Here is a 12,757-nt window from a genome sequence, read left to right as displayed (position 1 = left end):
CTGGTCGGCGACCCCGGGTAGGCGCCGTCGGGCCGCCGCGGCCCTCAGCTAGCCCAGCACACGGCTCCGACACGCAACGCCAGGTAAGCCGGTCTGACGTTTTCCCCGGCTCCAGCAAAGCGGGGGGCATTCAGACCTGCGCGTGCCCTCTGGCTGGCGTGAGCTCGTCCTGCCCCTGTGCTCCAATCCCGTCATGCATGTCGTCGTCTGCGGCGCACTCGTGGAGAACGGCGCGGTGCTGCTGGTGCACCGCAGCCCGACCCGCCGGGCATACCCGGATCTCTGGGATCTGCCCGGGGGGCACGTCGAAGCGGGTGAGTCGGAACTACAGGCACTCTCGCGCGAGATGCACGAGGAGCTGGGGGTTCACATCGTGGCGGAGTCCTCGTCGCGGTTGGGCGACCTGCATGCCGGCAGCGGCCAGGAGGCCGTCCACGTAGGTGTCTGGCGCATCAGAGACTGGGTCGGCTCTCCCGCCAACCGTGCCCCTGAGGAGCACGACGACATCGCATGGGTCGGGATCAGCGAGCTGGGAGGCCTTCCCCTCGTGTTCGGTGCCCTGCCGGCATTGCTCCGTTCCCTGCCTGAGCCTGACCGGCTGTCTCGTGGCGGCGAGGCACGGACAACCGCATCGCCGAGCGGCCCGTAGATCCAGCGCTGCTCGCACTTCGTCCGGGCTGGAACCCGTCGCAGGAGCGCCGAGGTGAGGCGGCACGCGCCTCACCTCGGCCCCGCAGGTGTGCGACACCAGGCCGCAGGGACAGACCCCCTTTGCCCCGGTGGGTGCGCCCCCGGCGCGATGTGCCTGATCCGTCGGCTCGGTGACCATGGCGGTACGAATGCTCTTGACTCGGATAGTTTTGACTCGGACTTTCTTGGGTCGTACGGTTTCGCGTATGGTCATCTCACCGTCCTCATACTGGACAGGCCGGCTGCCCGAGGCGGCTCCGCCGGCGGACATGGCGCTCTACCGTCTGCCCACCGGCACGTACACGACGCGAGCGGTGTTCGCCGTGACCGGAGGGTCCGTACGGGACAGGCGGGACTTCGCGGCCACCGCCGTGCTCATCTCCCACCCGAAGGGCGACCTGCTCGTCGACGCCGGGTTCGGCGAGCAGGTGGCAGAGCACATCAAGATGCTGGCGCGCATGGAGCGCGCTCCCCACCGACTCGGCCGGACCGTGGCGCAGCAGCTCGATGCGGCCGGCTATGACCGGTCCCGTCTTCTGGGCGTGCTCGTCACGCACGTGCACTGGGATCACGTCAGCGGCCTGGACTCCCTGCGGGTGCCGGTGTGGATCAACGAGGCCGAGATCCGCTACGGCGCCGACGACTCGCACGGCAGGGTGTTCCGCGCGGTGTCGCAGGGCCTGGAGATCCGGGAGTACGCCTTCGACGGCCCGGAGCATCTCGGCTTTCCGGCGAGCTTCGACGTCTACGGAGACGGCTCGGTGGTCGTGGCCCTCGCCGCGGGGCACACCCCGGGCTCCGTCGTCGTGTTCGTCACGCTGCCCTCCGGGAAGCGGTATGCGTTCATCGGCGACCTCACCTGGCAGCTGGACGGCATCTCCCGTGGCGCGCAACGCCCGTGGCTGATGCGCCGCGTCGCCGATGTCGACGCCGGGGCCGTCCGGGTCGGCCTGCGGCGCAGCATCGCCCTCAGCCGCGTGGCGCAGGTCGTTCCGGCCCACGACGTCGCCGCCTACGACAGCATCCCGCTCCTGCCGTCCCGGTTCCCGGGCGTGACACTGTGACCATGCCCGCCTCACCCGTCCCGAGCCGCCCCGATCCGACGACCGACGACGAGGCGCCGCAGCGCCCCACTCTGGGACCGGGGCCCGACTCCGAGCTGACGTGGCTGCTCCACCGGGCGGCCCAGCGGATGCACGCACTCGTCGGCGCGGAAGCGGAACGCCACGGCCTGTCGCTGCGCGACCACATCGTCCTCAGCGCCCTGCACAAGACCGCCGATCTCACCCAGGTCGAACTCGGGCAAGCCCTCGGCATGGACAAGACGACCCTCGCCGCGGAGATCGACCGGCTTGAGCGCATGGAACTCGTCTCGCGGCGCGTCAACCCGCGAGACCGGCGGGCCCGCATCATCGCCATCACCCCGAAGGGCGACGCGGCGCGGGCGGCTGTCGCTGCCGGCACCGAGGCCCGCGAGGCCGACGCGGTCCGGCCCATCCCGGCGGCCGAGGTCGCACAGCTACGACGGGCCCTCTACCTCATCATCGGCTCGGCCGAAGACCCGGGATCGTGCATATGAACGCCTCCGACGACGTGGCCGACCGCATCGCCGCCGGCCGCGCCGCGTACGCCCGCAACCTCGGCGTCCCGGAGGACGAAGCCGAGCGCATGCTCGCGGGGCGAGCCGGCGCACAGTACGCCCGGGAGGCCTTCCTCGCGGCCGGCGGACCCGGATGGTCCGGAACGGGGCTGACCGACCGCGACCGCAGCGTCGCCGTCATCGCCGCCCTCGTCGGCCAACACGTCGTCGATGCCCGGCTGACCACCTACCTGAACGCCGCCCGCGCCGCCGGTGTCACCGAAGAGGGCCTGGCCGAGTTGATGGTGCTGCTGACCGCCTACCTCGGTCAGCCGGCGGCATCGGTCGCCATGGCCACCGTCCTGGGCACGGCGCCACGACCCGCCGCGGTCGCCGCCGACTGAGGCCGGACCCCGTCGATCAGCTGCACGGCGGGGCCGGCTCTCCCGATCGCCCCGTTCTGCTCGGCCAACTCGTTCGGTTGCGCTGTGTCCGGTCGGGGCACGGCGATCCAGGCGTGGCGGTCGAGCCACGGAAAGTAGCGGATCTTCCGAAGCGTGCCAGGTGCCTTGCGCTGAGTGGCGAATCAGCATTCACGGTCGCCCGAACCCCGGGTCCGCATCGCGGAACTAGGGGTTCAACTGGACAAACATTCGTTGTACGTTGCCGTCTACAGCTCGTGGCGTGGATCACGAACTGACCTGTAGTGCGGAAGGCAAGGTGATTGCAATGTCCACCATGACCGACGCGGCCATCACGGAGAGTGCCGCCATCGAGCTCACGGACACCACCGAGGTCGAGGTGGTCGAGATCGAATTCGACGAGCTGGGGCGTTTCGAGTCGCTCTCGATGTGCTGCAACGTCGCGTTCTGACCGATCTGATCTGAGCAGTACGAACGCCGGCGGGACGGGGCAACCGGCAGTGCGCCCCGTTCCGCCGGCACCCGGCGCTCGGAGGAGAGCCTCGCTGTGCAGACCTCTCTGATCTTCCCCCCGGCCACCTACTACCACATGCCCTACCTCGCTCCGTTCCTGCTCAAGGGGCACCTGCACGCCAGCAGCACGGTGACCTGCCGGACCGACGACGCGAACATCCGGTTCTTCCATGCCCTGTGGACCGGCGGCGTCGACCCGGCGGCGGTGGACCCCTCGGCCCCGGTGCGGGTCCGGCTCAGCCTGGAGTACCTGGCGGCGCGCGGAAAGCCGGCCTGGCACGCCCTGCGGGACCTGGCGACCTACCGGAGCACCCGCGCGGTCTCCCGGGCCTCCCGGACGCTGCGCTTCGCCGACCTGGCGCTCTCCTACGACCTGCGGCACCACGGGCTGACCCGACCGGTGCCCACGCCCGAGCAGGACTGGCCCACCCTGGTCGACCGCCTCCGGCACACCGTCCTCGGCCGGTGGCTCGAGCAGGACGTCCGGGGCGGGCGCTACCGGCACTCCGCCGTGGTCTGCCTCAGCGCCGCCTACCTCGAACAACTCGCGCCGGCCCTGCTCACCGCCCGGCTGGTCAAGGAACACCAGCCGGGAACGGTCGTGGTGATCGGGGGCAACGCCGTCACCCACGTCCGGCGGGAGGTGCTGGCGCACGACACCTCGTTCTGGCGCGACGTCGACTACGCGGTGGCCTTCCAGGGCGAGGAGCCGCTCACCGCGCTGCTGACCGCCCTGGCCGACGGGGCGACCGACGTGGACGTCGACGGCGTCGCCCGGATCCGGGACGGCGTCGTCGCCTACCGCCGCGCCGCGCCGCAGACCGGTCCGCCGGCCGGGGCACCCGACTTCACTGACCTCGACCACCTCTATCCCACCCCGGAGCCGATCTATCCGCTGCTGACCAGCAAGGGCTGCTACTGGGGGAAGTGCGCGTTCTGCACCCACCACGAGGGCTACGGCGACGGGTACTTCCGGCTCGGCGCCGACGCCGTGGACGACGCCCTGAAGGCGATCAGCGCGGTCGACGGCTCCTACCTGTACTTCGTGGACGAGGCCATCCCGCCGCGGGAGATCAACGACCTGGCCCGCCGGCTCGCCGCGATCGCGGACGTCCCGACGGGGACCACCACGCCCCCGCCGGCCGGCGAGCGGCGGTTCCGGTGGACCGCCGAGGCGCGGGTCGACAAGCCGATGCTCACCGAGGCGGCCGTCCGCAGCCTGGTCGACTCCGGCTGCGTGCTCCTGGTCAACGGCATCGAGGCCGGTTCCCAGCGGGTGGCCGACCTGATGCGCAAGGGCATCCGGCTGACCGACGTGGAGCGGCACGCCGAACTGCTCAAGCAGGCCGGGATCCCGGTGGGCTGGATGTTCTTCATCGGCTTCCCCGGCGAGACCGACGAGGAGGCCCGCGCCACCTTCGAGATGATCCGCCGCAACCGGGACCACATCTCGTACGCGTCGGTCGGGACCTTCGCGCTCGAACGGGACTCGCCCGTCTGGAACGACCCCACCCGCTACCAGATCAACCTGCTCGAGGCGCACGTGCCGTACGCCCTGGCGCAGAACTACACGACGGCCGACGCCCCGGGCCCCGAGGCGGACCGGCAACGCGCGCGGCTGGACCGCCGGCTGGCGGAGCTGCACGCGGAGTTCGCCGACCTCGACCCGATCTTCGAACGGGCGGTGGACCGGTCCTTCGCGATGTTCATGGCCGTGGCGCAGGACGGGCGGCCGGACGTGCCGGACGACGCCGGCGAGCCGGCCGCCGAGTCCTTCCGGTCACCGTCGCTGGACCGCACGGTCACCGTCGATCTCGACCGCTGGAAGATGAGAGTGAACCCATGACCACACAGACCATCGGTGACCTCCCGGCCGAGCTGGTGCTGGCACCGTTCGTCAAGCTCACCGGCACCCGGCGGTACACCGACGACACCCCCCGGGTCTACCGCCGGCTCGACCTCTGGCGGGGCGCGAAGCAGGGCGTGGCCGCCACCGACCGGATCACCCGCCTGCTCGGCCGGTTCGAACACCCGCAGTCCACCGCCGCGCTGGTCCTCTCCGCCGGGTCACGCGCCGACGACCTGGCCCGCACGCTCGCCACGCTGGTCGAGGTGGGGCTGCTGGTGGACGTGTCGGCCATCCGTACGCCACGGCCGTCGTTGGAGTTGGAGATCACCAACAGGTGCAACGCGGACTGCATGATGTGTCCGCGCCAGGAACTGCGCCCACTCGGCGACATGAGCGAGGAGACGTTCGAGCGGTTCCTGGAGTTCGCCGCCGCGATCGAGGCGCCCGGCATCATCCTCCAGGGCATCGGCGAGCCCACGCTGCACCGGCAGTTGGTGCCGTGGGTCCGGCGGATGCGGGAGACCCTCGGACCGGAGGAGCGGTTCCCGATCGTCGCGGTCACCAACGGCTTCCGGATGGACGCCGACACCGTGGCGGCGCTGCGCGACGCCGGCCTGTCGTTGCTGAAGTGGTCGATCCACAGCCTGCGTCGGGAGCGGTTCGCCACCATCTTCGGGCGGGACAAGCGGGACGTCTCGGTGGCCAACCTGGAGGCCGCGATCCGGGTGGCACCCGACCTGGTGGCGCTCAACTTCGTCAAGATGGACATCAACCAGGACGAGGTGGACGACTTCCACCGCTGGATCGAGGAACGTGGCCTGTCCCGGGGCAGGTTCCGCCAGATCGAGGTGCAGGGCCGCGGCGGCACTTTGCCGATCATGCAGCTCACCTCGCGGCCCGGCGCTGCCGACCAGGCGCACTGCCTGTTCCGCAAGCAGTCGCTCTTCGTCGCCTGGGACGGCGACCTGCTGCCGTGCAGCAACGACGTCGGCAGCCGCCACCGCTACGCGAACCTGACCGTGGACGACACCGACACGATCATGAGTCGTTGGCGTACCGAACTCCTCGGTCGGCCCGCCGAGTTCCCGATCTGCGCGGGCTGCGATCACGGCAGCCGGGGGAACCTGCCGACCGACTGGCACGCGTTGGCGAGCAGGGCCAGCCTGGAGCCGGCGTGACCGTCCCCACCGTCGCGGGGGGCCTCGAAGCGTGGCGAGGCGTCGCTGCGGCCTGCGACATCGTCAGCGTCGACGACGCGGGTGCCGCGACGCTGATCCGGCGCGGGGCGCGGGGCTGGCAGCTGCGCTCCGCGGCGCCGGCGGCGGTGCTGGCCGAGGCCCGCCGGCTGGCCGGCGGCGACCCGGCCCCGCCGACCGGCGCGCGGGACGACAGGGCGGCGCCCCGGCCGGAGCACATCTTCCTCGACGGCCCCGACGAGGGGTGGCGGCTGGGTCGCTGGGCGGCGGCCGGCGATCTGGTCGCGGCCTGCCGGGGCGTCCCGGCCGAGGCGGTCCCGGTGGCGGCGTGCGCGCACCGGCCCCGGCCGTGGGCCGCCGCGCTGGCGGACCTCGCCGGCGCCGTCGTGCACCAACCGGTCCTCGTGCTCGGCCGCTGGCTGGTCGTGGGGCCGGTGGTCCGGAACCGCACCGATCACGGCTGGCTCTGGTCGGTGCTGGGACAGCTCGACCCCCACCTTCCGGGTCGGGTCGACGGCGACCACCGGCTGGTGCACCCGGCCGGCCGCGCGCCGGCCGCCGCGGTGGTGTCGGCGGTGGTGGCCGCCCGCGAGGTGGACCCGGACGGCGTCGACGTGCACCTGCGCGACCTGCGTACCGGATCGCGGCAGCGGGTCCGGCCGCCGCGCTCGGTGCGGCAGGCGGGTGCCGCCGCAGGCGTCGACGGGCCGGTCTTCCAGCCCTGGGTGGACCTCGAGGAGACCGACGCGGCGATTCCGTTGGCCGTCGCGTTCGGCGCGGCCACCGATCCGGTCCGCCCGGTCCGGTCCGCCGCGGTCTCCCCGCTGGCGGGCCTCGCCACCGCCCGGGCGGCGCTGGAGGCCGCCGAACGGTTCGCGCTCAACCGCCGGCCGGCCCGCACCTCCACCTGTGCCCGCGAGGACCTGCCGGCAGGCCAGCCCGTCGTGGTCCCGGAGCCGTTCACCGACGGGCAGCGGGCCGCGGCGGACTTCCCCTATCCGGCCGTGGACCCGCGCGCGCCCCGGCCGTGGACACCGGCGACCTCGCTCGTGGACGGACGGTCGTGCTGGGTGCCGACCGAGGTGGCCTGCCTCGTCCCCGCCGTGGCCGGTGACCGCCCGTGCGCCCCGCGCACCAGCACCGGCACCGCGGCCCACACCAGCGCCCTGCTCGCCGAGCAGGGCGGGCTGCTCGAGGTGGCGGAGCGCGACCTGGTGGTGCGCCACTGGCCCGCCGGGCGGCTGCACCGGCTGGAACCGGGCGTCTGGGCCCGGGAACTGGACCAGGTCGCCCGGCAGCTCGGGCGGGATCCCCACCTGTACCTGTGCGCCGACCCGCTGGTGCCGGTCTGCGTGGTCACGCTGCACGACCCGGACACCGGGGCGGCGCACGTCGGCGGCTGCGCCGCCGCGCCCACCGTCGCCGAGGCCGCCGCCCACGCCTTCGAGGAGGCCCTGATGCTGCACCACCGGGGCGTACCGGCCGACGCGCCGGCGCCGTTGGCCGCGCCGGTGGCGGCGGACCCGCTCGACCGGGCCGGCGTGGCCGCGTTCGAGGCGGACTTCCACTTCGACCGGCTGCGGCGGCACTACCGTGCGGTGAGCGTGGACCTCGACACCCCCGGACTGCGCGCGGAGGGCATCGTGGTGCGCAAGGTCGTCTCACCTGTCGCGGCCGACCTTCCGATCCCCGGCGGGCCGCTGCCCGAGCGGCTGCTGGACCCGGCGGCCGTCCGGGGCGCCGGACTGCTGCGGCTGTTCCAGACGGGCTGAGGCGGTGCCGGTGCGAGACCTTGACCGGGAGCCCACTGCCGACGGCGCGACGACCGACCCACGGTCGGCGGCCCTGGTGTTCCACGACCTCACCCGGCTGCCGCCGGAGGGCCCGCCGGTCGCCACCCTGCGGGTGCCCCGGCAGCAGCCCGGCCGACGTCCGACGGTGGCGCGGACGCCGTCGGCACGGCACTTCGGCCCGGCCGACCCGGAGGTCGACGCGGCGGCCCGCGCGGTGACCGGGGAGGTGTTCGGCCGGGACCGCGACGGACGGCGCGGGTATCCGTCGGCGGGGGGCCTGTACGCGGTCCGCGGGCACCTCGTGCAGTCGCACGCCGGCACGGTGCTGGCCTGCGCCGGCGACCACCAGCCCACGGTCGGCGTGGTCGATCCCGGCGCGGTGCGGGCGAACGCCTTCGACCAGGTGTCCGGCGCGCCGAACTGGGTGGTGCTGACCGCCCGCCAGCCGCGCTACCAGGAGCGCTACGGCCTGCGCGGTTACCGCTACCTGCTGCTGGAGGCCGGGCACCTGGCACAGTGCCTGCTCGACGCGGCCGCCCGGGCCGGCCTGCGCGCGTTGCCGGTCGGCGCGTTCGACGACGAGGGCCTCGCCGGGACCCTCGGTCTGCGCGGAGCGGACCAGCTGCCGCTGTACCTCATCGCGCTGGGCCGCTGAGGCGGGCCCCGCGACCACCCCGCACACACCCGGAGGACCCGATGCGGCCGACCATCACCCACCGCTGGCTCGAACGCCCACTGGCCAACACCTACCTCTGCCTGGCCACGGTCGGCGGGCCGGCGCTGGAACAACTGGTGGGCGCGCCCACCGGCACCAGCCATCTGCTGGAGCACCTGCTGTTCCGTCGGGTGGAGAGCGAACCGCCGGACTCGCCGCTGCGCGGGGCCCGGCTGGGCATGTTCACCTCACGGGAGACCATGCAGGTCGACGTCGTCTGCGCGCCCGAGGCCGCGCCGGGCATCGTCGCCCTGCTCGAACGGTGGTGGCTCGACTTCCAGGTCACCGCCCGCCTTGTCGCCGAGGAGCTGCCGGTCATCCGCGAGGAGCTGGCGGAGCGGCGCTTCGAGCTGATGCCCCGGCTGTGGCCCCTGGTGTTCGACAGGTACGCGCCGGGCAGCTGGGCCGCCCGGCCGCTCTCCGGCCCGGTCGAGGACCTGGCCGGGCTCGGCGTCGACCAGCTGCGCGACTGGCAGCGCGCGGCGGTCGGCCTCGGCGCCCACCTGAGCGCGGTCGGTCCCCGCGACCCGTGGCGGGGCTCCGGCCGCTACACCGAGCCGAAGCCGGGGGACGCGGTCCCGCTCCCCGAACTGCCCTGGACGCCGTTCACGGCGTCCCCGGTGCCGCGCGACGTCCCGGAGGCCGAGCGGGTGGTGGTGTGCTGCGCCCGGGAGGTGCCGGGCCGGCGGTCCCCGCACGCCGCGGCGGGGCACTGCCTCAACGGGGCGCTCGACCGGGGGCTGACCGTCGAGATCCAGCGGGAGCTCAAGCGTCGGCACGCGATCCGTTCGGTCGAGTACCGGCAGGAGTTCCTCGCCGACCGGGCCGTGGTGGTGGCCGTCACCGAGTGCCGGGGCGAGGTCGCCGCGGAGGTCTGCCGGCTGCTGGAACGCTCCTTCGACGTGCTGCGGCACGAGGTCGACCCGGCGAGCCTGGCCACCGCCGGCGCCGGCTACCTGGGCGCGTACCTGGACGAGCCGAAGACGCTCGCGCAGCACGACGCCCGGGCCGGTCTCCTCGCCGTCGACGCCGGCGTGGACACGCCGGAGACGTTGCGCGACAGCACGCCGGAGGCGATCCGGGCCCTGGTCCGCGACCACGTCGCGCCGGCCGGGCCCGCGGTCCTGGTCCGCCGGCGGTGACGGCGGTGCCCCGCCCCGGAGGCCGCGCCGGCCGGTTGATCCTCGCCGCCACCAGCTTCTCCGCCCTGGGCGACGGCTTCCGCTACACCGCGCTGCCGCTGCTCCTGCTGTCGGTCGGCGCGGGGACGGACAGCCTGTCCACGGCGTACGTGGTCAACAGCGTTCCCGGTGTGCTCTTCGTGCTCTTCGGTGGCCTGCTCTCCGACCGCTACCCGTCGAAGGCGGTCGTCGTCCTGGTCGATCTGGCGCGGGCCGTCGCGGCGACGGTGTTCACCGTGGCCCTCGTGCTCGGCGCGGTCTCCGTGTGGTGGGTCTACGCGCTGGTCTTCGTGCTCGCCGCAGCGGAGGTCGTCTACTTCAGCGCGGTCCAGGTGTTCCTCGCCGACGCGCTCGACGGGGCCGACCTGGGGGTGGTCAACGGCCGGGTCGCGTCGATCACCACGACGGCGAACAGCCTCGCCGGGCCCGGTGCCGGCGCCTTCCTGTTCGGGCTCGCGCCGGCCCTCCCGTTCCTGGTCGACGCCGTGTCGTTCGGCGCCGCGGCCGTGTGCAACGCACGGGTGCCCGCCCGGCGGACCGGGCAGCGCGAGACGTCCAGCCCGTCCCCGCGACCCGCCGGTATGGCTGCGCAGCTCGCGGCCGGCTTCCGGGTGACCTTCGGTGACGCCGTCCTGCGCTGGTTCTTCGTCTTCGCGGTGACCCGGGCGCTCGCGGCGGCGGCGGTGCTCTCCGTGCTGGCCGTCTTCGTGGTCACCGACCGGCGGTTGCCCATCGCCCACTACGGGTACGTGCTCGCGGTCGGCGCGGTCGGCGGGGTGGTCGGCGGCTGGCTCGTCTCCCGCTACGGGGACCGTGTCCCGATCTGGCGGAGCATGTGGGTGGCGAACGTCGCCTTCGGGCTCTCCTTCGCGCTGTTGCCGCTGGGTGCCGGGGTGCCGGTGATCGGTGCCCTGCTCGCGCTGAACCTCGCCGCCGCGGTCTGGGCCGCCGTCCTGGCGGCCACCTACCGCCAGCGGGTGGTGGCCCGCGGCGAGCTCGGCCGGACGAGCAGCGTGCTGCGGCTCGGGGTGGGGGTGGCGACCATCCTGGGCGCGGCCACTGCGGGGCTGCTCGGTGACGCGCTGCCGCTGGGCGGGCTGTTCGTCGGCCTGGGCCTGCTGGTGGTGGCCGTGTGCGGCCCGCTCGTCCGGTCGCCGCGGGAACGGTCCGACAAGGACCTGACGACTCCCCGTCCCACGCATCACGAAAAATCGATATTAGATCGGCTTTAGCGGACCGACCTACCCTGGTCGGTGCGGAGGAGTGTGCACGGAGATCTGGATCGGCGAGGGGGCGGGCGACGTGCTTTCCGTGGGTGCCCGGTTCCCGGCCTCGTCACGACCGAGTCTGGCACTGGAGCTGACATGAACTGCTGCGCGGCACGCGGTCGGGACGTCGAGGCGGGCGCGAACGGACCTGTCTCCACAGAACTCCCGACGGGCCGGAGGACGACGTCGCCACTGCGGGGTCGTCCGTGGCGCCGACCCGCCTGAGCCGCCCGCCGACCCTCCGCCCGGTCCCGTCCCCGGACGCCACCGACGTCCCGTCCTCCCCGAGTCCGCACCGCACGTTCGACAACGGTCAGCGCCGGCGCAATGGCCGCGGACCGCGCCGCCTGGTGATCCGCTGCGCGGCGCGTCCCCCGGCGCTCCCGGCCCGCCGGTGATCCGCCCGCTCATGATCGTCGAATCGAAGGAGGCACGGTGCGTACGTCCGATGTGTATCTCAAAGGGCTCGGAGTGTTCCTGCCGCAGACGGTGAGCGTGGAGCAGGCCGTGCGACGGGGCCTGTACCCGCGCGACGAGGTCGAGGCGCACGATCTGGGCGGTGCCGCGGTCGCGGGCATGATCTCGGCCCCGGAGATGGCGCTCGCGGCGGCCCAGGAGGCGTTCAAGCGGTGCGGCCAGCGGCCGGAGGAGACCGATCTCATCCTGTACGCGGACTCCTGGCACCAGGGCCCGGACGGCTGGCAGCCGCAGTTCTTCATCCAGCGCAACCTCGGCTGCGACCGGGCCCTCGGGATCGAGATCCGGCAGGGCTGCAACGGCATGTTCGGGGCGCTGGAGCTGGCCGCCAGCTACCTGCGCGCCGACGGCGAACGGGAGTCGGCCCTGCTCGTCGCATCCGACAACTTCGGCACCCCGCTGATCGACAGGTGGCGCACGGGCGCGGGCTTCATCCTCGGCGACGCCGCCTGCGCGGTGCTGCTGGGCAGGGAGCCCGGGTTCGCCCAGCTGCTCTCGGTGTGCACGACGACCGTCCCCGAGGCGGAGGAGGTGCACCGCAGCGGCGAAGCGCTGTTCCCGCCCGGCTGCCTCGTCGGCCGGGACCTCGACCTCGCCGGCCGGGGCGAGTCCTTCAACGCGAAGGCCATGGCCGAGACGGGAAGCACCGCGGTGTGGGACCGGGTGTACCAGACGGTCCCCGACGTCATCGGGCGGAACCTCGCCGAGGCGGGCATCACGATCGACGACGTCAGCCGTATCGCGGTCATGAACTTCTCCCGGGAGATCATCGAGAACCGCTACCTCGCGATGCTCGGGCTGCCCCTGTCCCGGTCGACGTGGGACTTCGGCCGCACCGTCGGGCACATCGGCGCCAGCGACCAGGTCGTCTCCCTGGACCACCTGCTGACCACGGGGGAGATCGGCGCGGGGGACCACGTGCTGCTGTTCGGCCTCGGCCCCGGAATGACCGCGTGCAGCGCCGTCGTCAAGATCCTGCACCGCCCGTCCTGGCTCGGCTGAGCCGGCATCCGCCCCTGTCGGTCAGTCCGGCGTGCGGGGAACGACGCCCCGTCGTCAGAAGGTGAGACACGC

General features: G+C 73.4%; 12 protein-coding genes. All 12 read left to right on the top strand.

Going from position 1 to position 12,757, the window contains the following annotated elements; all coding sequences use genetic code 11:
• The first annotated feature begins 193 nt into the window (after window positions 1-193).
• Window positions 194-649: an NUDIX domain-containing protein gene (locus O7628_RS01490; RefSeq protein ID WP_278127766.1), complete on the top strand. Its 456-nt coding sequence runs from the start codon at window positions 194-196 to the stop codon at window positions 647-649.
• Window positions 650-896: 247 nt separating this feature from the next.
• Window positions 897-1,754, top strand: a complete 858-nt coding sequence (locus tag O7628_RS01485) for an MBL fold metallo-hydrolase (protein ID WP_278127764.1) — start codon at window positions 897-899, stop codon at window positions 1,752-1,754.
• A gap of 2 nt (window positions 1,755-1,756) precedes the next feature.
• The gene (locus tag O7628_RS01480) at window positions 1,757-2,269 is read left to right on the top strand and encodes a MarR family winged helix-turn-helix transcriptional regulator (RefSeq protein ID WP_278136174.1); all 513 of its coding nucleotides are present in this window, start codon (window positions 1,757-1,759) and stop codon (window positions 2,267-2,269) included.
• Window positions 2,266-2,673, top strand: coding sequence for a carboxymuconolactone decarboxylase family protein (locus O7628_RS01475; protein WP_278127762.1), 408 nt, complete (start codon window positions 2,266-2,268; stop codon window positions 2,671-2,673). Before O7628_RS01480 ends, O7628_RS01475 begins: the two co-directional genes overlap by 4 nt.
• Before the next feature lie 280 nt (window positions 2,674-2,953).
• Window positions 2,954-3,142 carry a hypothetical protein gene (locus O7628_RS01470; RefSeq protein WP_278127761.1) on the top strand — a complete coding sequence of 63 codons (189 nt, stop codon included), beginning with the start codon at window positions 2,954-2,956 and terminating at the stop codon, window positions 3,140-3,142.
• A gap of 96 nt (window positions 3,143-3,238) precedes the next feature.
• On the top strand, window positions 3,239-5,050 hold the full coding sequence (locus O7628_RS01465; RefSeq protein WP_278127759.1) for a radical SAM protein: 1,812 nt from the start codon (window positions 3,239-3,241) through the stop codon (window positions 5,048-5,050).
• Window positions 5,047-6,231 carry a radical SAM protein gene (locus tag O7628_RS01460; RefSeq protein ID WP_278127757.1) on the top strand — a complete coding sequence of 395 codons (1,185 nt, stop codon included), beginning with the start codon at window positions 5,047-5,049 and terminating at the stop codon, window positions 6,229-6,231. Before O7628_RS01465 ends, O7628_RS01460 begins: the two co-directional genes overlap by 4 nt.
• Entirely contained in the window at window positions 6,228-8,021 is a 1,794-nt protein-coding gene (locus O7628_RS01455; RefSeq protein WP_278127756.1) for a YcaO-like family protein, read from the top strand. The genes O7628_RS01460 and O7628_RS01455 overlap by 4 nt, the downstream gene beginning before the upstream one ends.
• Window positions 8,022-8,031: 10 nt before the next feature.
• The gene (locus tag O7628_RS01450; protein WP_278127755.1) at window positions 8,032-8,697 is read left to right on the top strand and encodes a nitroreductase family protein; all 666 of its coding nucleotides are present in this window, start codon (window positions 8,032-8,034) and stop codon (window positions 8,695-8,697) included.
• A gap of 41 nt (window positions 8,698-8,738) precedes the next feature.
• A complete protein-coding gene (locus O7628_RS01445) occupies window positions 8,739-9,899 on the top strand; it encodes an insulinase family protein (RefSeq protein ID WP_278127754.1) in 1,161 nt (386 codons plus the stop codon).
• A 5-nt stretch (window positions 9,900-9,904) separates the two neighbouring features.
• On the top strand, window positions 9,905-11,170 hold the full coding sequence (locus tag O7628_RS01440) for an MFS transporter (protein WP_278127752.1): 1,266 nt from the start codon (window positions 9,905-9,907) through the stop codon (window positions 11,168-11,170).
• A gap of 471 nt (window positions 11,171-11,641) precedes the next feature.
• Window positions 11,642-12,685, top strand: coding sequence for a ketoacyl-ACP synthase III family protein (locus tag O7628_RS01435; RefSeq protein WP_278127751.1), 1,044 nt, complete (start codon window positions 11,642-11,644; stop codon window positions 12,683-12,685).
• Window positions 12,686-12,757 lie beyond the last annotated feature (72 nt).

The organism is Micromonospora sp. WMMD956 (assembly GCF_029626125.1).
GTDB classification, from domain to species: Bacteria; Actinomycetota; Actinomycetes; order Mycobacteriales; family Micromonosporaceae; genus Micromonospora; species Micromonospora carbonacea.
Note: the sequence above shows the minus strand (reverse complement) of the source record. Positions and strands in the feature narration are given on the sequence as shown.